The 20,689-nt window shown below is 64.1% G+C and carries 22 protein-coding genes; 20 read left to right on the plus strand and 2 right to left on the minus strand.

Going from position 1 to position 20,689, the window contains the following annotated elements:
• The first annotated feature begins 151 nt into the window (after positions 1–151).
• From ACI3KQ_RS08500 to ACI3KQ_RS08595, 20 genes are all read left to right on the plus strand, one after another.
• Complete coding sequence (locus ACI3KQ_RS08500; protein ID WP_404956628.1) at positions 152–1,069, plus strand: VOC family protein; 918 nt, start codon at positions 152–154, stop codon at positions 1,067–1,069.
• Positions 1,062–1,961, plus strand: coding sequence for a CoA transferase subunit A (locus ACI3KQ_RS08505; RefSeq protein ID WP_404956630.1), 900 nt, complete (start codon positions 1,062–1,064; stop codon positions 1,959–1,961). The genes ACI3KQ_RS08500 and ACI3KQ_RS08505 overlap by 8 nt, the downstream gene beginning before the upstream one ends.
• A gap of 11 nt (positions 1,962–1,972) precedes the next feature.
• Positions 1,973–2,770 (plus strand): CoA-transferase subunit beta, encoded by a 798-nt coding sequence (locus ACI3KQ_RS08510; protein WP_404956632.1) that lies wholly within the window; start codon positions 1,973–1,975, stop codon positions 2,768–2,770.
• A 2-nt stretch (positions 2,771–2,772) separates the two neighbouring features.
• Positions 2,773–3,675 carry an enoyl-CoA hydratase gene (locus tag ACI3KQ_RS08515; RefSeq protein WP_404956634.1) on the plus strand — a complete coding sequence of 301 codons (903 nt, stop codon included), beginning with the start codon at positions 2,773–2,775 and terminating at the stop codon, positions 3,673–3,675.
• Complete coding sequence (locus tag ACI3KQ_RS08520) at positions 3,672–4,763, plus strand: NAD(P)H-dependent flavin oxidoreductase (protein ID WP_404956635.1); 1,092 nt, start codon at positions 3,672–3,674, stop codon at positions 4,761–4,763. The genes ACI3KQ_RS08515 and ACI3KQ_RS08520 overlap by 4 nt, the downstream gene beginning before the upstream one ends.
• Before the next feature lie 18 nt (positions 4,764–4,781).
• Positions 4,782–5,531: an enoyl-CoA hydratase family protein gene (locus ACI3KQ_RS08525; protein ID WP_404956637.1), complete on the plus strand. Its 750-nt coding sequence runs from the start codon at positions 4,782–4,784 to the stop codon at positions 5,529–5,531.
• The gene (locus ACI3KQ_RS08530) at positions 5,531–6,685 is read left to right on the plus strand and encodes an acyl-CoA dehydrogenase (RefSeq protein WP_404956639.1); all 1,155 of its coding nucleotides are present in this window, start codon (positions 5,531–5,533) and stop codon (positions 6,683–6,685) included. The genes ACI3KQ_RS08525 and ACI3KQ_RS08530 overlap by 1 nt, the downstream gene beginning before the upstream one ends.
• A 13-nt stretch (positions 6,686–6,698) precedes the next feature.
• A complete protein-coding gene (locus tag ACI3KQ_RS08535) occupies positions 6,699–7,730 on the plus strand; it encodes an acyl-CoA dehydrogenase family protein (RefSeq protein WP_404956641.1) in 1,032 nt (343 codons plus the stop codon).
• Positions 7,723–8,874 (plus strand): acetyl-CoA C-acetyltransferase, encoded by a 1,152-nt coding sequence (locus ACI3KQ_RS08540; RefSeq protein WP_404956643.1) that lies wholly within the window; start codon positions 7,723–7,725, stop codon positions 8,872–8,874. Before ACI3KQ_RS08535 ends, ACI3KQ_RS08540 begins: the two co-directional genes overlap by 8 nt.
• Positions 8,875–8,889: 15 nt before the next feature.
• Positions 8,890–9,540, plus strand: coding sequence for a phenylacetic acid degradation protein PaaY (locus ACI3KQ_RS08545; protein ID WP_404956645.1), 651 nt, complete (start codon positions 8,890–8,892; stop codon positions 9,538–9,540).
• Positions 9,537–9,980, plus strand: coding sequence for a nuclear transport factor 2 family protein (locus tag ACI3KQ_RS08550; protein WP_404956646.1), 444 nt, complete (start codon positions 9,537–9,539; stop codon positions 9,978–9,980). Before ACI3KQ_RS08545 ends, ACI3KQ_RS08550 begins: the two co-directional genes overlap by 4 nt.
• Before the next feature lie 30 nt (positions 9,981–10,010).
• Positions 10,011–10,916 (plus strand): SDR family oxidoreductase, encoded by a 906-nt coding sequence (locus ACI3KQ_RS08555; RefSeq protein WP_404956648.1) that lies wholly within the window; start codon positions 10,011–10,013, stop codon positions 10,914–10,916.
• A gap of 1 nt (position 10,917) precedes the next feature.
• Positions 10,918–11,997, plus strand: coding sequence for an acyl-CoA dehydrogenase family protein (locus ACI3KQ_RS08560; protein ID WP_404956650.1), 1,080 nt, complete (start codon positions 10,918–10,920; stop codon positions 11,995–11,997).
• Entirely contained in the window at positions 11,994–12,785 is a 792-nt protein-coding gene (locus ACI3KQ_RS08565; protein WP_404956652.1) for an SDR family oxidoreductase, read from the plus strand. The genes ACI3KQ_RS08560 and ACI3KQ_RS08565 overlap by 4 nt, the downstream gene beginning before the upstream one ends.
• 5 nt (positions 12,786–12,790) lie before the next feature.
• The gene (locus tag ACI3KQ_RS08570; protein ID WP_404956654.1) at positions 12,791–13,270 is read left to right on the plus strand and encodes a MaoC family dehydratase; all 480 of its coding nucleotides are present in this window, start codon (positions 12,791–12,793) and stop codon (positions 13,268–13,270) included.
• Positions 13,271–13,275: 5 nt separating this feature from the next.
• Complete coding sequence (locus ACI3KQ_RS08575; RefSeq protein ID WP_404956656.1) at positions 13,276–13,719, plus strand: nuclear transport factor 2 family protein; 444 nt, start codon at positions 13,276–13,278, stop codon at positions 13,717–13,719.
• Between the two features lie 82 nt (positions 13,720–13,801).
• Positions 13,802–15,004, plus strand: coding sequence for an acetyl-CoA C-acyltransferase (locus tag ACI3KQ_RS08580; protein ID WP_404956658.1), 1,203 nt, complete (start codon positions 13,802–13,804; stop codon positions 15,002–15,004).
• Positions 15,005–15,007: 3 nt separating this feature from the next.
• The gene (locus ACI3KQ_RS08585) at positions 15,008–16,183 is read left to right on the plus strand and encodes an acyl-CoA dehydrogenase family protein (protein WP_404956660.1); all 1,176 of its coding nucleotides are present in this window, start codon (positions 15,008–15,010) and stop codon (positions 16,181–16,183) included.
• A complete protein-coding gene (locus ACI3KQ_RS08590; RefSeq protein WP_404956662.1) occupies positions 16,180–17,742 on the plus strand; it encodes a FadD3 family acyl-CoA ligase in 1,563 nt (520 codons plus the stop codon). The genes ACI3KQ_RS08585 and ACI3KQ_RS08590 overlap by 4 nt, the downstream gene beginning before the upstream one ends.
• Before the next feature lie 11 nt (positions 17,743–17,753).
• Positions 17,754–18,701 (plus strand): alpha/beta hydrolase, encoded by a 948-nt coding sequence (locus ACI3KQ_RS08595; protein WP_404956664.1) that lies wholly within the window; start codon positions 17,754–17,756, stop codon positions 18,699–18,701.
• Positions 18,702–18,776: 75 nt separating this feature from the next.
• Here ACI3KQ_RS08595 and ACI3KQ_RS08600 read toward each other — a convergent pair whose 3' ends face one another.
• Both ACI3KQ_RS08600 and ACI3KQ_RS08605 read right to left on the minus strand, forming a co-directional pair.
• Positions 18,777–20,081, minus strand: coding sequence for an MFS transporter (locus ACI3KQ_RS08600; protein ID WP_404956666.1), 1,305 nt, complete (start codon positions 20,079–20,081; stop codon positions 18,777–18,779).
• A gap of 99 nt (positions 20,082–20,180) precedes the next feature.
• Positions 20,181–20,687: a nuclear transport factor 2 family protein gene (locus ACI3KQ_RS08605; protein WP_404956668.1), complete on the minus strand. Its 507-nt coding sequence runs from the start codon at positions 20,685–20,687 to the stop codon at positions 20,181–20,183.
• Positions 20,688–20,689: the final 2 nt, after the last annotated feature.

Genomic DNA, 20,689 nt, shown 5'->3' on the forward strand with positions numbered 1-20,689 from the left:
GAACGAATTGCTATTGCCTATGGAAGATTTGGCGATAAGCGGTACGCTGCGCAGTGGGCCGGGCTGGCCGATAATTGCGCAGCGGAAGCGACAGTTCCGAACGAATACGCCTCCCCGGCTAGTCGGGGCGGGCTTTGGACGAGGCGGCAGAATGGCAGTAAAATCACTTGGCTATGTCGTGATCGAGGCGCGCGACCTCGACGCATGGCGCGACTTTGCCTGCAATATCGCAGGGTTGATGCCTGCGCGCAGCGACAGGGACGATGTCGCCCTGTTCCGCATGGATGACCGGCCTTTCCGCCTGTGGGTGCAAAAGGGCGATCGGGACGCATTCGTCGCGCCCGGTTGGGAATTTGCGAGTCGCGAAGAATATGAATCGGCGCTGGCGAAGCTGGAGGCGGCGGGCCGCCCCGTGGCGCGCGCGGACGTCATGGAAGCGCGCGCGCGCAACGTGACCGAACTGGCCCGGTCTTCGGACCCCGGCGGCCATGCGATGGAGCTGTTCTACGGTCGTTTCTATGACTATGCGCCGTTCGTGTCCCCCGCTGCGGTCAGCCGTTTCGTGACCGGCGACAATGGCGACATGGGCATGGGCCATGTGGTGCTGACCGCGCCCAATTTCGATGAGACCCACGCATTCTACAAGGATGTGCTGGGCTTTGCCGACACCGACCTTGGCCGTTTCTACATGGGCGGCGGCGGACCGGACGATCCGGGCGTCGGCTTTGCCTTCATGCATTGCAACAACCGGCACCACAGCCTGGCGCTGGGCCAGTTGCCCGAAAGCCCGAACGGCGCCGTGCACATGATGCTGGAAGTCGGCAGCCTGGAAGATGTAGGCCGCGCCTATGACCGCGTGCTGAAAAGCAAGGGCAAGGTGCCGCTTTCCGCGACGCTGGGCCGCCATGTGAATGACAAGATGACGTCATTCTACATGCAGACGCCCGGCGGTTTCGACATTGAATATGGCTGGAACGGCCTGGTAATCGACCCGGCCACCTGGGTGCCCACGACCAGCCTTGGCGTCAGTGACTGGGGCCACAAATGGGCCCATGAAAAGGATGACTGAAACTATGCTCGACAAGCGTATGACGGTGGATGACATCGTCGACCAACTTTCCGACGGCATGACCATCGGTATCGGTGGATGGGCGACGCGGCGCAAGCCGATGGCCCTGATCCGCGCGATCGCCCGGTCGAACCTGAAGGACCTGACCCTGATGGCCGGCTATGGCGGCATGGACATCGGCATGCTGGCTGCGACCGGCAAGATCAGGAAGCTGGTCTTCGCCTTTGCCAGCCTGGACCATTATCCGCTGGAACCGCATTTCCGCAACGCTCGCCAGGCGGGCGCTTTTGAAGTGCTGGAACTGGACGAGGGCATGTATCATTGGGGCCTGCGTGCGGGCGCGATGAAGCTGCCGTTCCTGCCGACCCGCGTCGGCATCGGCACCGACGTCATCAACCAGTCGGGTTTCGACTTCAAATTCGTGAAAAGCCCCTATGAGGATGGCGAAGAATTCGTCGCCATGCCTGCTCTGGTGCCTGACGTCGCGCTGATCCATGCGCATCGTTCCGACGAGCGCGGCAACATCCTGACGCTGTCGGTCGATCCGATCTTCGACGAGCTGCTGGTCCGCGCCGCCAAGAAGAGCTACGCCACGGTCGAGAAGATCGTGCCGACGGCCGAGCTGGATATGAAGAAGAACAGCCGCTACAATCTGGTCGAGCGGGCGATGATCACCGGCGTTGCGGAAGCACCGCTGGGCGCGCATCCCACCAGCGCCGCGCCGGACTATCAGCTCGATCTCAAGCACATCAAGACCTATGTCGAAAGCGCCGCCTCTCCCGAAGCCTGGGCCGAGTATAAGGCGAAATATATCGACGTGTCCGAAGCTGACTATCAGGCGGCAATCGGCGGCGCGGACGCCGTCAAGCAACTGCCCGTCCCCATTTACTGAGCGAGACTGACATGACCCAGAATAGCTATTCGCTCGCCGAACTGGTCATCGCCGCCTGCGCCGAAGTCTGGCGCGACGATGGTGAAGTGATGGCGACCGGCATCGGCCCCCTGCCCCGCATCGGTGCGGGTCTGGCCAAGCTGAGCTTTGCGCCCGCGATCCAGACCACCGATGGCGAGGTCTATTATACCAGCGAGCCAGTCGGCCCCGGCAAGCGCACCGCCGAGCCGGAGTTTGAAGGCATCGCCAATTATGACCGCGTCTTTTCGGCGCTGTGGAGCGGCCGCCGTCATGCGCTGGTCGGGCCGGTGCAGATCGACCGCTTCGGCCAGGCGAACATTTCGGTGATCGGCGATCACAAGAAGCCCAAGGCAGCGATGCTGGGCGCGCGCGGTTTTCCGGGCAATTCGATCAGCCATCCCAACAGCTTCTTCTTTGCAAACCACAACAAGCGTGCGTTCGTGGAAGGCGAAGTCGATTTCGTCTGCATGGCGGGCTACAACCCGGCGCGCTACCGCAATGGCGGTCCGCCCCAGGGTCTGGACCTGCGCCGCATCATCACCAATTTGTGCGTGATGGATTTTGGCGGGCCGGATCACCAGATCCGTGTGATCTCTCTGCATCCGGGTGTCACGTTTGAGGAAGTGCAGGACAATACCGGCTTCCCACTGGCAAAGGTCGTTGGCGACATTCCGGTGACGCCTGCGCCAACGCCTGAGCAGCTGGAGTTGATCGCGAAGATCGACCCGAACAACGTCCGTGCCACCGTGTTCAAGGACAACCCGGCCGGAGACAGAAGGGCAGCCTGAATATGAACGAGACCGACCGCCTGGTCGAACCGCAACAGGTCGACATCGTCTACGAAACGCAAGAGCCGGTCACCTATGAGGTGATCGACAATGTTGCGTGGATCATGATGAACCGTCCGGGCTTCAACAATGCCCAGAACGGCCAGATGACCTATGCGATCGACGACGCCTTCATCAAGGCGACGAACGATGACGATGTGCGCTGCATCGTGCTGGGCGGTAACGGCAAGCATTTTTCGGCCGGGCATGACATCGGCACGCCCGGCCGGGACGTGCACAAGCATTTCGAAAACAGGCTGATGGTGCCGGGCCATGTGAACAAGCCCGCCGCCGAATTGCTCTACACGCGTGAAAAAGAGCAATATGTCGGCATGTGCCGCCGCTGGCGCGACACGCCCAAGCCCACCATCGCCATGGTGCAGGGGGCCTGCGTCGCGGGCGGGTTGATGCTGGCATGGGTGTGCGACCTGATCGTCGCCACCGACGACGCTTTCTTTCAGGACCCGGTCAACCGCATGGGCATTCCGGGCGTTGAATATTTCGCCCACGCCTATGAACTGCCCCCGCGCATCGCCAAGGAATTCCTACTGCTGGGCGAGCGAATGAGCGCGCAGCGGGCCGAACAGTTCGGCATGGTGAACAAGATCGTATCGCGCGAGGCGCTGCGTGAGACGGTGGCGGGCATGGCGGCCAAGCTGGTGGCGCAACCGCGCCTCGGCAATTGGCTCACCAAGCAGGCGATCAACCATGTCGAAGAGCTGATGGGCAAGCGCAACGCGATGGACGCGCAATATCATATGCACCATTTCGCCCATGCGCAGAATGATCTGGTCCAGGGCAGCTCGATCGCGGGGCTGGACGCCAAGAAGATGGCGGAAGCGAACAAGAAACAGGCGAGCGAATGATGGGCGATCCGCTGCACACCATATTGACCGAACGGCTTGGCTGCCGCTGGCCGATCATCCAGACCGCGATGGGATGGGTGGCCGAGCCTTCGCTGGTGATCGGGTCGAGCAATGCAGGCGCGTTCGGTTTTCTGGGCGCAGCGGTGATGACGCCCGACGAAGCGCGCGCGAAGATTCTGGCTGTCCGCAATGGCACTGACAAGCCGTTCGGTGTCAACTTCCACAGCTTTCAGCCGGGCGCTGACCAGATTGTCGAGCTGATCCTGGCCAACAAGGATCAGGTGCGCGCGGTGAGCTTTGGCCGTGGCCCCAATGCCAAGATGATCGGCCGCTTCAAGGATGCAGGCATATTGTGCATCCCCACCGTCGGCGCGGTCAAACATGCGCAGAAGATGGTGGAACTGGGCGTCGACATGGTCAATGTCCAGGGCGGCGAAGGCGGCGGGCATACAGGTTCCGTGCCGACCACCGTGCTGCTGCCCCAGGTATTGGACGCAGTGAACGTGCCGGTGATCGCGAGCGGCGGCTTTGCCGACGGGCGCGGGCTGGCCGCAGCCCTTGCCTATGGCGCGGTCGGCATTGCGATGGGCACGCGGTTCCTGCTGACCAAGGAAAGCCCGGTGCCCGACAGCGCCAAGGCGGAATATCTGAAAGCATCGACTGACCGGATCGTCGTCACCACCAAGCTGGACGGGATTCCCCAGCGGATGGTGCGCACCAAGCTGATGGACCGGATCGAAAAGTCCGGGCCGCTGGGCATGTGGCTGCGCGCGATCGAGGCGGGCATGGCGATGAAGAAGCAGACCGGCGCGAGCTGGATGGATTTCATCAAGTCGGCGCGGGGCATGACCGCCCATGGCGCGATGCCATTGAAACAGGCGATGATGGCCGCGACCATGCCGATGCTGATCCAGAAGGCAGTGGTCGAAGGCGACATCGAACATGGCGTGATGGCGACCGGCGTCGTGGGCGGGCGGATTGGCGAGGTCCCGACCTGCGCGGCTCTGGTCGACCGCATCGTCGAAGAGGCGCATGAGCGCCTGGCCGCACTCGCCGCCATGGGCCGCGAAACCGCCAGCGCCGCCTGAGGAAAAGGGACTTAAAAGATGCCGATCACGCTGACCATCAAGGGCGCCATCGCCGAAATCCTGTTCGACCACCCGCCGGTCAACGCATTCGACACCAAGGGTTGGGAATCGATCCCGGCCATGGTGTACGAAGCGGCAGCGAACGAGGATGTGAAATGCATCCTGATCCGCGCCGAAGGCCGGGGCTTTTGCGGCGGCGTCGACATCAAGGAGATGGCAGCGCATCCCGAACGCATCGCCAAGCTGAACAAGGATAATTACCTGACGTTCAAGGCGATCCGTGAATGCGCGATCCCGGTGGTCGGCGCGCTCCATGGCTTCGTCATCGGCGGCGGCGTCAATATCGCGGGCGCTTGCGACGCGCTGATCGCGGCGGAAGGGGCCTATTTCTCGCTGCCCGAGATCGATCGCGGCGCGATGGGCGGGGCGGCGTTCATGAGCCGCATGCTCCCGGTCCAGATGGTGCGCGCCAATTTCTTCACCGGCGGGCGTATCCCGGTGGAGGACGCCTACCGTCACGGTTCGGTGCACAAGGTGGTGCCGCTGGAGCAGTTGAAGGACGAGGCCTACGCCTTCTGCGAGGTGATTGCGTCCAAGAGCCGCGCGGCGCTGGTCATCGCCAAGCAGGCGTTGAACCTGATCGAGCCGACCGACCCGTCGGCCCATTACCGGATCGAGCAGGGCTTCACGCTCGAAATGTACATGCATGAAGACAGCCAGAAGGCGCGAGACGCCTTTGTGGACAATAAGGGCGCGGCGAAATTCTGATGGACTTGACCTATACCCCCGAACAGCAGGCGTTCCGCGCCGAGGTGCGCAGCTGGCTGGAAGCCCATGTGCCTAAGGACACGCTGGAGCATTTCGATGCGACGCGCGAAGGTTTCGAAGCACACCGCCAATGGGAAAAGACGCTGAAGTCCGGCGACTGGGGCATGGTGACATGGCCCAAACAATATGGGGGGCGCGGCCTTGACCTCATCCAGTGGCTGATTTTCGAGGAAGAATATTATCGCGCGGGCGCGCCGGGCCGCGTCAACCAGAATGGTATTTTCCTGCTCGGCCCGACGCTGATCGAATTCGGCACCCATGAGCAGAAGCAGCGTTTCCTGCCCAAGATGGCGAGCGGCGAGGAAATCTGGGCACAGGCCTGGTCCGAACCGATGGCCGGGTCCGATCTGGCAGGCGTGCGGGCGACCGCCGTCCGTGATGGCGACGAGTATATCCTGAATGGCCACAAGATCTGGTCGAGCCGCGCGGTGTTCGCCGACTGGGCGTTCGGCCTGTTCCGCGAGCCGGGCAGCGAGCGGCACAAGGGGATGAGCCTGGTCTTCTTCCCGCTGAACGCGCCGGGCGTCACGGTCAATGCGATCAAGAAGATCAACGGCCATGTCGGTTTCGCCGAGATTTTCCTGGAGAATGTCCGCGTGCCTGCCTTCAACCGGCTGGGTGATGAGGGTCAGGGCTGGCATATCTGCATGGCGACGGCGGGTTTCGAGCGCGGGCTGATGCTGCGGTCGCCTGCCCGCTATCAGGTGGCGGCCAAGAAGCTGGCGCAGCTGTGGACCGAACATAAGGAGACGGCGGACCCGGCGCTGGAGGCGGACGTGGTGCGCGCGCACATGAATGCCGACGCCTATGCGCTCAACATCTACCAGACCGCATCGCGACTGATGGCGGGCGCGAAGATCGGACCGGAGGCGTCGACCAACAAAATTTTCTGGTCGGAACTGGACATCCACCTGACGCAGACCGCGCTCAACATTCTGGGGCCGCAGGCCGAACTGACGCATGAAGCGCCGGACGCGTGCGCCGTTGATTGGATCGACGACTATATCTTCGCGCTCGCAGGCCCCATCTACGCCGGGTCGAACGAGATTCAGCGCAACATCATTGCTGAGCGCATGCTCGGCCTGCCGCGCTAAGGGGAATAGAGAGATGGACTTCACCCTGAGCGACGAACAGCTGATGTTCGCAGAGACGGCGCGGACGCTGTTTGCGGACAGCTGCACGCCCGACCATTGGCGCAAGATGATGGAAGCTGGCGTGGCGCGCGACGATGCGCGCTGGACCTCCATCGTCGAAACCGGTCTGACTTTGGTGCTGTTGCCCGAAAGCGCGGGCGGCATCGGGCTGGCGGAAGCCGACTTTGCCCTGATCGCGCAAGAGGCGGGCTATGTCGCGCTGCCCGAACCGCTGGTGGAAAGCGCAGGTGTTGCCGCGCCGATGCTGGCCGCGCTGGCGCCTGATCATGCGTTGCTGGCCGATCCGAGCGCGACGATTGCGATCCAGCATCCTGCCAATCCCTATGTCGCCAATGCCGACAGCGCGGCGGCGATCATCCTGCATGATGGCGGCGAGGCGTATCTGGTGACGCCCGATCAGGTGACGCTGACGGCGCAGCCCAGCATCGATCCCTTCCGCCGCCTGTTCAGCGTCGAGTGGAGCAAGGACAAGGCGACGGCGCTCGGTAAGGCTGACTGGGACCTGGCGCTCGATCGCGCGGCGCTGTTCAACGCCGCGTTCGGGCTTGGATTGGCGCAGCGGTCGGTCGATCTGGCGGTCGAATATGCCAAGGAACGGCAGCAGTTCGGCAAGCCCATCGGCAGCTATCAGGCGGTCAAGCATCACCTGGCATCCGCTCAGGTCGCGATCGAGTTCGCCAAGCCCGTGGTGGCAGCCGCCGCTGCGGAAATCGGCGCGCGCGACGTGCAGGCCCGCGCCCGCGTCAGCCATGCCAAGCTGGTGGCGCTGGAAGCCGCCGACAAGGCCGCCCGCGCATCGATCCAGGTGCATGGCGCGATGGGCTACAGCTGGGAAGTCGATGTCCACCTGTTCCTGAAGCGCGCGCTCGCGCTGACCCAGACATGGGGCACCCCCGCCTATCACCGTGCGCGCATCGCCGCGCGCATCTTTAGCCAGCCCATGGGGCCGGACCAGACCTTTGCACGTGAGAATGAACATGCCTGAAGCCTATATCGTCGACGCCGTTCGTTCGCCCATCGGCCGCAAGAAGGGCAGCCTGGCGCAGGTGCATCCTGCCGATCTGGGCGCGCACCCTATCCGCGAGCTGGTCAAGCGCACCGGCATCGATCCGTCACGCGTGGACGATGTGGTGTGGGGCTGCACCGAAACCATCGGCGGACAGGCGGGCGATATCGGTCGCACCGCTTGGCTGGTGGCTGGCCTGCCTGAAGAAGTGCCCGGCGTCACCGTCGACCGCCAGTGCGGATCAAGCCAACAGGCCGTCCACTTCGCCGCGCAGGGCGTGATGAGCGGCACGCAGGACCTGGTCGTCGCGGGCGGCAGCCAGGCGATGAACCAGATTCCGATCATGGCCGCGATGATCGCAGGCGCGCAATATGGCTTCGACAGCCCCTTCCACGGGTCGAAGGGCTGGGTCGAGCGCTATGGCATGGAAGAGGTCAACCAGATCAAGTCCGCCGAAATGATCGCCGACAAATGGGGCATCAGCCGTGAAGCGATGGAGCAGTTCGCGCTCGCGTCGCACCAGCGCGCGCAGGCGGCCTGGGACAATGGCTGGTTCGACAAGGAAGTGGTGGCGCTTGAGGGCCTGGCCAAGGACGAAACCATCCGCCCGACCACATCGTTGGAGGGCCTGGCGTCATTGAAGCCGGTCAATGAAGGCGGCATCATCACCGCAGGCGTCGCCAGCCAGAATTGCGACGCCGCCGCCGCGCTGCTGATCGCCAGCGAGCAGGCGGTCAAGGAGCATGGCCTCACGCCCCGCGCGCGCATCCATCACCTGTCGGTGCGCGCCGCCAACCCGGTGTGGATGCTGACCGGCCCCATTCCGGCGACGCAATATGCGCTGAAGAAGGCGGGCATGTCGATCAGCGACATCGACCTGTTCGAATGCAACGAAGCCTTTGCCAGCGTCACCATGGCGTGGATGAAGGAACTGGATGTCCCGCATGAGAAGGTCAATGTGCAGGGCGGCGCGATCGCTCTGGGCCACCCGATCGGCGCGACCGGCGCGCGGTTGATGACGACGCTGCTGAACGCGCTGGAACGCACGGGCGGGCGTTATGGCCTGCAGACGATGTGTGAAGGCGGCGGCCAGGCCAACGTCACCATCATCGAGCGGCTGTAAGGGAACCCAGCCCCGATGCCCGCCTACGCCTATCAGGGGATTGTTCCCGTCGTCGACCCGACCAGCTACGTCCATCCGCTGGCGTCGCTGATCGGTGACGTGATCGTGGGGCCGGGCTGCTTCATCGCGCCCGGCGCTTCGCTGCGGGGCGATTTCGGGCGGATCGTGGTGGAGGGCGACAGCTCCATCCAGGACAGCGTTACGGTGCATGCCAATCAGCTGCGCGATACGATCATCCGCCGGGGCGCGACCATCGCGCACGGGTCGATCATCCATGGCTGCGAGATCGGCGAAAATGCGCTGATCGGCATGAACGCGGTGATTTTGGACAATGCGGTGATCGGCGCGGAAAACCTGGTCGCGGCGCTTAGCCTGGTCAAGTCGGACATGGTCACGCCGGAACGCAGCCTGGTCGTGGGCAACCCGGCCAAGGTGGTCAAGACGTTCGAGCCGCATCAGGTCACCTGGCGCAACAATGGCGAGGGGGAGTATCAAAAGCTGGCCCGTGCGGCGCTGACCGACCTGGTCGAAGCGACGCCGTTGAGCGAGGCGGACGCGGACCGGCAGGCGCAGCGCATCACGTCGGATGCCGTCGCCGTGCGCTTGACCGGCAAGACGGCGGAGCATCGGGAACGCCAGGCGGCAGAGCGGGAGGCCGGGGCATGAACAGCGCGACCGCCATCACCAACCTGCTGTATCGCTATGCCGAACTGATGGACGCTGGCGAACTGGAAGCGGCCGCGGCGCTGTTCGAACGGACGCGGGTCAGGACCGGCGATGGCGCGGTGGTCGAAGGATCAGCGCCGATGCTGGCGCTGTGGCGCGCCCATGTGCGCATCTATCCCTGTGGCACGCCGCGCACCAAGCATGTCATCAGCAATCCCATCGTCGAGGTGGACGAGGACGCAGGCACCGCGACCTGCCGTTCCTATTATACGGTGTTCCAGGCGACGCCGGACCTGCCGTTACAGGCCATCTGTGCGGGCCGCTATCATGATGCGTTCGTCCAGGTGGACGGGCAATGGCAGTTTTCAGAGCGCGATTATTCCCTGCTCGATCTGGTGGGCGACCTAAGTCAGCATCTGCTGATCCCGGTCGCGGCATGACGCGCAAGGCATTTTGAGGAGTAAGATAAAGTGGGTATCTGCGAAGGACGTGTTGCGATCGTGACCGGGGCTGGCAATGGCCTGGGCAAGGCCTATGCGCTGGGTCTGGCGGCGGAAGGCTGCAAGGTCGTGGTCAACGATCTGGGCGTGGGCGCCCATGGCGAGGCGGGCGAAACCAAGGGCGCGGCCGAGCAGGTCGTGGACGAGATCAAGGCAATGGGCGGGCAGGCCGTCGCCAATACCGACGACGTCGCCGAATGGGAATCGGGCAAGCGCATGGTCGAACAGGCGCTCGACAGCTTTGGCGGGCTGCATGCCGTGGTCAACAATGCCGGGTTCGTGCGCGACCGCATGTTCTTCACCTGCTCCCCCGAAGAATGGGACGCGGTGATCCGCGTCCACCTGCGCGGCCATTTCTGCACCAGCCGCCACGCCGCCGAATATTGGCGCGCGCAGAGCAAGGCGGGCAATCCGGTCGATGCGCGCATCATCAACACGACGTCGGGCGCGGGTTTGCAGGGTTCGGTCGGGCAGTCGGCCTATTCCACGGCCAAGGCAGGGATTGCCGGGCTGACTTTGGTGCAGGCGGCGGAACTGGGACGATTGGGCATCACGGCGAACGCCCTGGCCCCCAATGCCCGCACCCGCATGACCAATACCGGCGCGTTCGACATGGACGCCAAAGAAGGCGAGTTCGACCTGTTCGCGCCGGAAAACATGGCGCCGCTGGTCGCTTATCTGGTGTCGGAACAGTCCAGGGGCGTGACCGGCCAGGTATTCGAACTGAAAGGCGGCCAGATTTTCCTTTCGCAAGGTTGGACCGACAGCCCGGTGTTCGACAAGGGCGCGCGTCTGGAAGCCAATGAGCTGGACGCCATCGTGCGCAAGCTGATCGAAACCCGCGAACCCGCAAAGCCCGTCTACGGAGCCGCCTGACATGGATTTCGCGCTTAGCGACGACCAGCGCGCCATTCAGGAAGCCGCGCGCGATTTCCTGACCGACGCCGCCAACCCCGATGTCATCCGCACCGCCGTGGAAGGCGCGACCGGCTTTGACGAGGGGCTGTGGCAGGCGCTGGCGGGCGAGATGGGCTTTGCCGGGCTGATGGTGCCGGAAGAACATGGCGGCCTGGGGCTGGGCGCGGTCGAAATGGCGCTGGTGCTGGAGGAAACGGGGCGCGTGCTGGCGCCGGTGCCATTTTTCGAAACGGCGGTCCTGGCCGTGCAGGCGGTATTGGCGGCAGGCAGCGAAGAGCAGAAGGCGAGCATCCTGCCCCGCCTGGCTTCGGGCACGCGGGCGAGTTTCGCTGGCACAGCAAGCCGCCCGACGCTGCGGGACGGCAAGCTGACCGGCACCGCGGATTTCGCGACCTTTGCCCATGTCGCCGACCTGATCGTCGTCGCCACGGCGGATGACAGCCTGGTCGTGCTGAACGCCGATACGCCCGGCCTGACCGTCGAGGTGCTGCCCGCGCTGGACCGCACCCGCCGCTTTGCCAGACTGACCTTCGACTGCGCGGTCGGCACCGACATGATTTTGGGCGCGCCCGGCAGCGCGAAGGCGGCGATCGAACGGACGCTGACCATCGGCGCGGGGCTGTTGGCGGCGGAGCAGACCGGCGGCATGCAATATAGCCTGGACGCGACGGTGGACTATGCGAAGCAGCGCGTGCAGTTCGGGCGGCTGATCGGGTCGTTCCAGGCCTATAAGCATATGCTGGCCGACATGATGCTGCTGATCGAAGCATCGCGGTCTGCGGCCTATTATGCCGCCGCCGCGATCGACGAAAATGGCGATGAACTGGCGCAGGCCTGCCACATCGCCCGCGCCTATGTGTCGGACGCCTATCGTTCAGTCACGGGCGACGCGATCCAGTTGCATGGCGGCATCGGTTTCACCTGGGAACATCACGCCCACCTCTATTTCAAGCGCGCCCGCGCCACCGCCAGCTGGATCGGCACCCCCGACCAGCATCGCGAAGCGCTGGCGCAGATCATCATGAAGGATTTCGCATGACCCCGACCTCTCCAGTGCCGCCCTATCCCACGCCGCTGGGCATGTTGAAGGGCAAGACCGTGGTGGTGACGGCTGCCGCTGGCACCGGCATCGGTTTTGCCGCGGCCAAGCGCGCCGCCGAGGAAGGCGCCAAGCTGCTGATCAGCGATTTTCACGAACGCAGGCTGAATGAAGCCGCCGACCGCATCGCCGACGAAGTGGGCTGCGAGCGCCCCGCTCTGTTCGTCTGCGACGTCACCAGCGAAGAGGCTGTGCAAGCCTTGCGCGACGCGTCGATTGCGGCGCTGGGCAAGGTCGATGTGCTGATCAACAATGCGGGTCTGGGCGGTGAAGCGGACATCGTCGACATGACCGACGATCAGTGGAGCCGGGTGTTCGACGTGACGTTGACATCGCTGTTCCGCATGACCCGCGCTTTCCTGCCGAGCATGTATGCCAACAAGTCCGGCGTGATGGTCAACAATGCGTCAGTCCTGGGCTGGCGCGCGCAAAAGGGTCAGGCCCATTATGCCGCCGCCAAAGCAGGCGTCATGGCCTTCACCCGGTGCGCCGCGATCGAGGCCGCCGAACATGGCGTGCGCATCAACGCGGTGTCGCCATCGCTCGCCATGCATCCGTTCCTGGCCAAGGTGACGACGCAGGAAGCGCTGGACAAGCTGGTCGAGAAGGAAGCGTTCAAGCGTCCCGCCGAAGTATGGGAAATCGCCAATGTCATGATGTTCCTGGCGAGCGACCTGTCTTCCTACATGACCGGCGAAGTGATCGCCGTGTCGAGCCAGCAGGCCTGACGCGCATGGCGACCATATTCGAAAACCCGCGCGACCTGCTGGGCAAGGAAGGCACTCGTCTCGCCACGTCGGAATGGGTCGCCATCGAGCAATCGCGCATCGACGCCTTTGCGGAATGCACCGGCGATCATCAGTGGATCCATGTCGATCCGGTGCGCGCCAAGGATGGTCCGTTCGGCGCGACCATCGCGCATGGCTATCTGACGCTGAGCCTGGTCAACCTGTTCATGCCGCAGATCGTCGAGGTCCGGCGTTTTTCCGCTGGCGTCAATGTCGGCATGGACAAGACCCGCTTCCTTAGTCCGGTGATCGTCGGATCGCGCATCCGGGGCACGGGCGAGATCGTTTCGGTCGAGGAAGTGAAGGGCGGGGCCATCCAGGCGGTGATCCGCGTGACTGTCGAAATCGAAGGGCCGGATGGCCAACCGACGGCCAAGCCTGCTTGCGTAGTCGACACCATCAACCGATATTTCCCGGAAAGCTGACAATCATGTCCGGGCCTATGCTGATCGCACTTGCAGCCGCCATCCTTACCCCTGTCCAAGCCGGAGCCAAAACCATGCCCGATCCTGCAAAAATGGAAGCCGCCGTCCACGCCTATGTCGCCGCGTTCGAAGCCGGAAGCGCCGACCAGGTCGCCGCCCTTTATGCAGCAGACGCCACGGTCGAGGACCCGATCGGATCGCCCATCCACAATGGCCGCGAGGCGATCCGCGCCTTTTACGTCCAGTCGATGCAGACCGGCGCGAAACTGAAGCTGGAAGGCCCGGTGCGGGTCGCGGGCGACTATGCGGTCTTTCCTTTTTCGGTGAACCTGAACCATGATGGCAAGGCCATGCGCATCGACGTCATCGATACGTTCCGGTTCAACGATGCCAATGAAGTGACCGAAATGCGGGCCTATTGGGGTCCCACCAATATGCACGGTTTTTAAGAGCATCGTGCGGAAAGGCCTGCCTCGAGTGGGCTTTTCCGCGAAGACGATGCGGCGATGAAGAATATAAGGATTTCAAATCATGCGCGAAGCAGCCATCATCTCCACGGCCCGCACGGGCGTCGGCAAAGCCTATCGTGGCGCGTTCAACGACACCGAAGCGCCGTTCATGTCCTCCCACGTGGTGGACGCCGCCCTGGCGCGCGCGGGCATCGACCCGGCGCGTGTGGATGACGTCTATCTGGGCGTCGCCAACCAGTGGAACACGCAAAGCTATAATGTCGGCCGCCTGACCGTCCATGGTTCGGTGCTGCCGGACACGACCAGCGGTTTTTCGATGGACCGCAAATGTTCGTCGGGCCTGAACGCGCTGGCGTTCGCGGCGCGCGGCATCATCGCCGATGAAATCGACTGCGCGGTTTCGGGCGGCGTGGAAAATGTGTCGCTGACCATCGACAAACATTATCCCGCTTTCCGCAACCGTTCGGAATTCATCAAGGCGCGCGATCCGAACGCCTATATGGCGATGATCGAAACCGCCGAAATCGTCGCGGAACGTTATGGCATCAGCCGTGAGGACCAGGACCGCTTCGCCGCCCAGTCGCAGCAGCGCGCCGCCGCCGCCCAGGAAGCAGGCAAGTTCGATGACGAAATCGTGCCGATCACCGTCACCAAGGCGCTGTTCGACAAGGAAGGCAATGAAACCGGCAAGGAAGAGCTGACCCTGACGAAGGATGAAGGCATCCGCGCGGGCACGACTTATGAAAAGCTGTCGGAGCTGAAGCCCGTGTTCAAGAACGGCACGGTCGTCAAGGAAGGCAAGCATGTCACCGCAGGCAATGCCAGCCAGCTGTCCGACGGCGCGTCGGCGCAGGTCGTCATGGACCTGGCCACCGCGCAGAAGGAAGGGCTGCCCATCCTGGGCGTCTATCGCGGGTTCCAGGTCGCGGGCTGCGGCGCTGACGAAATGGGCATCGGTCCTGTATTCGCCATTCCCAAGCTGCTGGAGCGCACGGGCCTGAAAATCGACGACATCGGCCTGTGGGAAGTCAACGAAGCCTTTGCCAACCAGGCGATCTATTGCCAGCGCACGCTGGGCATCGACCCGGAAAAGCTGAACGTCAACGGCGGCGGCATCGCCATCGGCCATCCCTTTGCCATGACGGGCAGCCGTCTGGTCGGCCACGCCCTGATCGAAGGCAAGCGCCGGGGCGTCAAATATGTCGTCGTATCCATGTGTGTTGCGGGCGGCATGGGCGCCGCCGGTCTGTTCGAGGTCGCCTGATCCATGCAGCTTGCCTTCGCCCCTGAACTGAAAGCCTTTCGCGAAGAGGCCGCCAGCTGGCTGAATGCCCAGCTGTCCGGCCCCTTCAAGGCGATCTGCGGCCAGACCAACCAGGTCGACAATGTCGAGGAACGCCGCGCCTGGGAAGCGGCGCTGGGCGAGGCGCGGTGGAGCGTCATCGGCTGGCCCGAACAGTGGGGCGGACGCGACGCATCGATCGCGCAGCAGATCATCTTTGCCGAGGAATATGCCCGCGCCAAGGGGCCGCCGCGCGCGGGCCATCTGGGCGTGGAATTGCTTGGCCCCACGCTGATCGCGATGGGGACCGAGGAGCAAAAGGCCCGGTTCCTGCCCGACATCGCGTCGGGCAAGGCGATCTGGTGCCAGGGCTATTCGGAACCCGGCGCGGGGTCGGATCTGGCCAACGTCAAGACCAAGGCAAGGCTGGAAGGCGACAAATACATCATCGACGGGCAGAAGATCTGGACGTCGATGGGCACGATCGCCGACTGGTGCTTTGTCGTCGCGCGGACGGAAGCGGGCAGCGTCGGCAACAAGGGGCTGTCGTTCCTGATGGTGCCGATGGACCAGCCGGGCGTCGACCCCCGGCCCATCCGCCAGATGACCGGCGAGGCGGAATTTGCCGAAGTGTTCTTCGACGGGGCGGAGGCGCTGGCCATCGACCGGATCGGCGCGGAAGGCGACGGCTGGAAAGTGGCGATGGCGCTGCTGGGGTTCGAACGCGGCGTTTCGACGCTGGCCCAGCAGATGCATTTCAAGATCGAGCTGGACGAAATCATCGCCGCCGCCAAGCGTAACGGCATGGCCGACGATCCGATCGTCCGGCAGAAGATCGCCCATGCCTATGCGGGGCTGAAGATCATGCGCTACAACGGATTGCGCATGCTGTCCGACGGCGAAGGCAGCGCGGACCTGTCCGGCGCGGCCTATACCTACAAGCTGTACTGGTCGCAGTGGCACCGGGATCTGGGCGAACTGGCCATGGACGTGCTGGGCCAGGAAGGCGAAATCGGCGCAAGCGAGGAGCGGTTCGATGGACTGCCCAACATGTATCTGATGAGCCGGTCCGACACGATCTATGCGGGCACCGACCAGATACAGCGCAACATCATTTCGGAACGCGGCCTTGGCCTGCCCAGGGAGCCGCGCGGAAAATGATCGACCAGCCGGGGACATGGCCTGAAACGATCCCCGCGACTGCAAAGACGGCCGCAGAGCGATGGCCCGACCGCGTCGCCCTGATCGAGGGTGAGGATCACTGGACCTTTGCGCAATTATGGGCCGATGCGCGGGCTTGCGCGTCGGCGATGCTGGCGCAGGGCGTGGGCCATGGCGACCGCACCGGCATCTGGGCGCCCAACAGCCGCAACTGGATCGTCGCGGCGCTGGGCGCGCAGATAGCGGGGGCGGCCATCGTCCCCATGAACACGCGGTTCAAGGGGCAGGAAGCCGCCGACATATTGCGCCGCAGCCACGCCCGGCTGGTGTTCGGTCCGCGCGAATTTCTGGGGACGGATTATCAGGCGCTGCTGGCGGGTGAAGACCTGCCGGACTTGCAGGATTTCATCCGTATCGATTGCGATTTCGACGCGTTTCTGGCGCGGGGCACAGGCGCGGACGATCCGGCGGTGGACGATGCGCTGACCCGGTTGTCAGGCGATGATGTGAGCGACATCATCTTTACATCGGGGACCACCGGACGGCCCAAGGGGGTCATCGCCACGCATCGGCAGGTCGTCCAGACATTTGGCGACTGGGCCGAGCGCGTGGACCTGCGCGAAGGCGACAACCACCTGATCGTCAATCCGTTCTTTCACGCTTTTGGCTACAAGGCCGGGTGGCTGGCCTGCCTGATCCGTGGCGCGACCATCATCCCCATGGCCGTGTTCGACGGCAATGAGATGTTCCGCCAGATCGAAGTCAACCGCATCAACTTCCTGCCCGGCCCGCCCACCATCTACGTCATGCTGCTGCATGAACTGGCAGGCGACCAACGGCGCGATTTTTCGTCGTTGCGCGCGGCGGTCACCGGCGCGGCCCCCGTCGCCCCGGCGCTGGTCGAGCGGATGCGGAACGAACTGGGCATAACCAACGTCGTGAACGGTTATGGCATGACCGAATGCGGCGTCATCGCCATGACATGCAAAGGCGACGACGCCGAGACGATTGCCCATACATGCGGCTATCCCATGCCGGGGATGGAAGTGCGCTGCGTCGATGATCAGGGGCGTGACGTGCCGCGCGGTCAGGCCGGCGAATTCTGGGTGCGCGGCCATTCGGTCATGCAGGGATATCTGGACGAGCCGGACGCGACGGCAGAGGCAATCGACGCCAATGGGTGGCTGCATACGGGCGATGTCGGCACCATCGATGCGCGCGGCTATCTGGCGATTACCGACCGCAAAAAGAACATGTATATTTCCGGCGGCTTCAACTGCTACCCCGCCGAGATCGAAAAGCTGCTGACGGCCCACCCGGCGATAGAGACGGCGGCGGTGATCGGCGTTCCCGACGATCGACTGGGCGAAGTCGGCAAGGCGTTCGTCGTGCTGAGGCCGGGGAACGACGCGGACGAGGCGGGCATTATCCGCTGGGCGCGCGAGAATATGGCGAATTACAAAGTGCCGCGCAAAGTGGTGCTGGTGGACGCGCTGCCCCGCAATGCGGGCGGCAAGGTGCTGCGCGATGCGCTGCAGGAACTGGAAACAAGAACATAGGAGAATAGAGGATGCCCATCGACCCACAGATCGAAGCAATGTTCGCCGGTCAGCCCGAATGGCCGCCGATCCGCGGCCAGTCGATCGACGAATTGCGGCAGGCAGTGCGCGATTCGTCCACCATGCTGCCCCCGCCGCCCGTCACCCTGGCGTCGGTAGCGGATCGCAGCATAGCCGGTCCTGCCGGGGATGTGCCGGTGCGCATCTACACACCCCAAGGCAGCGGCCCCTTCCCGGTCACCTGCTATTTCCATGGCGGCGGTTTCGTCCTGGGTGACCTGGACACGCAGGACATGATCGCGCGCGGCCTGGCTGCGGGCGCGGAAACAATCGTGATTTCGGTCCACTATCGCCTTGCGCCGGAACATAAATTTCCCGCCGCGCCGGAAGATTGCTGGGCCGCCGTGCAATGGGCGGCCGCCAATGCCGCATCGATCAATGGCGACGCGTCACGGCTGGCCGTCGCGGGCGACAGCGCGGGCGGCGTATTGGCGAACGGCATGGCGATCCAGGCGCTGGAAGAAGGCGGTCCCCGGCTGGCGGCTGTGATCAACTGGTATGGGCCGGCTATCCACCCCCTGCCCGAAGGCGGGTCCATGGCGGAGTTCGAACATGGGCCGGTGCTGCGCGCCGACGATGTCCGCTATTTCCATGAACTTTATATCGAGAGCCCGGAACAGGACGAGGATTATCGCGCCAGTTCGATCAAGGCGAAGAGCCACAAGGGCCTGCCGCCCCACTTCATCGCCACCGCCGAAATCGACCCGGCGCGCGACGCAGCGGAAAGCTATGAGCCGGTCCTGAAGGATGCGGGGGTCGAGGTCGAGATGAAGCGTTATCCCGGCATGATCCACGGCTTTGTATCATGGATCGGATTTCTGCCGGGCGCGCAGGAGGCGATGGCTGATGCGTGCACTTTCCTGAAGCGCCAGTTCGCGGTGGTGAACCAGCCCGCCTGATCCGGCGTGCAAAGTTGAAAAAGGGGGACGCGGCTGCGGCCCCCCTTTTTTGTTTCCCGGCGAAGGAATGGTAGGTTAGTCCACGGTGCTGAGGTCCGCGCCCTTTGTCTCACGCGCGGCGACGACGGCGATCAGCGTGATGAGCAGGCTGCCGATCACATAGGCCGCCACCGCGCCGGTCCCGCCGGTCAGTTTATAAAGCGACAGCGCGATGATCGGGGCGAGCGATCCAGCGAAGATCGACGTTGCCTGATAGGCGATGCTGGCCCCCGAATAGCGCAGGCGCGTCGGAAAAAGCTCCGTAATCATGGCTCCTTGCGGCGCATACATGGCGCCATGCGCGACCATGGCGACCGTGACCGCCAGGCCGACGCTCCATGCGCTGCCGACGTCCAGCAGGCCAAAGAAGATCGGGAACCATGCCGCGACGCACACGGCGCCGGCGCCATAGACCCACCGCCGCCCGACACGATCCGACAAAGCGGCGAAGAAGGGCATGGACAGGCATTCGAGCGCGGAGCCGATCAGCACGGCGTTCAGCACCAGGGACCGGTCGCCGCCGCGAATTTCGGTCAGGTAGGTGATGGAGAAGGTCGCGACCACATAATAGCAGATATTCTCGCCAAAGCGCAGGCCGCCGCCGGTCAGGAGCGCGCGCCATTTGCGCCGGATGACTTCGACAGCGGGAAAGCGCACCAGCCCTTCCTTCGCCGCTTCCTGCACGAACACCGCGCTTTCGGCCACCGCCCGCCGCAACCACCAGCCGACGCCGACCAGGATGATCGACATGAGGAAGGGAATGCGCCAGCCCCAGGCCTGAAAATCATCCTCCGGCAGCAGGGCGGACGATGCGGCGAACACGCCCGCCGCCAGCAGGTTGCCCGCAGGCGCGCCGACCTGTGGCCAGCTGGTCCAGAAACCCCGCGTCCGCGCTGGCGCGACTTCCGCGACGATCAGCACCGCCCCGCCCCATTCGCCGCCGACGGCGAAACCCTGCAACAGGCGCAGGGCGATCAGTAATACAGGCGCCCAGACGCCGATCTGGTCATAGGTGGGCAGCAGGCCGATGGCCGTCGTCGACAGGCCCATGACCAGCAGGCTGATCATCAACAGCGTCTTGCGCCCGATCCGGTCGCCGAAATGGCCGAAGATGACCCCACCCAGCGGCCGGGCGAGAAAGCCGAGCGCATAGGTGGAAAAGGCCAGCAACGTGCCGGTCAGCGGTTCAAAGGATGGGAAGAACAGCCGGTTGAACACCAGCGCCGACGCCACGCCGTAGATGAAGAAATCGAACCATTCGATGGTCGTGCCGATCAGGCTGGCCCCCACCACGGTGCGCAATTCGCGCGCGTTCACCACCGTTTTTGCCTCTGCGTGCATCCTGCCCCCGCTTCTTTGCTGGAACCGGCATAGTCAGCTATCGGCTGGGTGAACAGGGGGAGCGAGGCCAAGGGGTTAGCGGGGTGCCATATTTCGGGTTCAGGCGGGAGGGGAAGGCCAGTCGTCGCCTGCCAGACCGCCGATGACCGCGCGCGCCTGCGCATCGCCATTCAGCAATCGGTTGACGCGATGGGCCACGCGCCATCCTTCCTGCGTGCGGACCAGCGTCCAGGCATTGGCCGATACGCGATGCGCTTCCCATCCGCCGTCGCGATGACGGAAGACGACGGAATAGGTGCGCGCCGATGCGCGGTCGCCGTCCAGGTCGATGACGGGCGGGCTGAGCAGATGAGCCGCGCCTCCCGCGATCAATGCCTGATGCGTTTCCCCTTCCAGGATCGCGGCGATTTCCTGCCTTCCGTGGCACAGGCCAAAACCGCCGACATCATAGCTGCCGTCGGGCGTCCACAGGGCCGCCGCCCCGGCGCAGTCGCCTGAATCGACCAGCGGGCCATAGCGGGCGATCAGGTCGCGGATCGCTTCCCGATCCTCCAGCGCGCGGATGCGGGTGGGGAGGTCGTCCTGCCCTTCCCCACCGCCTGCCATGG

The sequence above is a fragment of the Sphingobium sp. ZW T5_29 genome (assembly GCF_044987515.1).
Classification (GTDB): Bacteria; Pseudomonadota; Alphaproteobacteria; order Sphingomonadales; family Sphingomonadaceae; genus Sphingobium.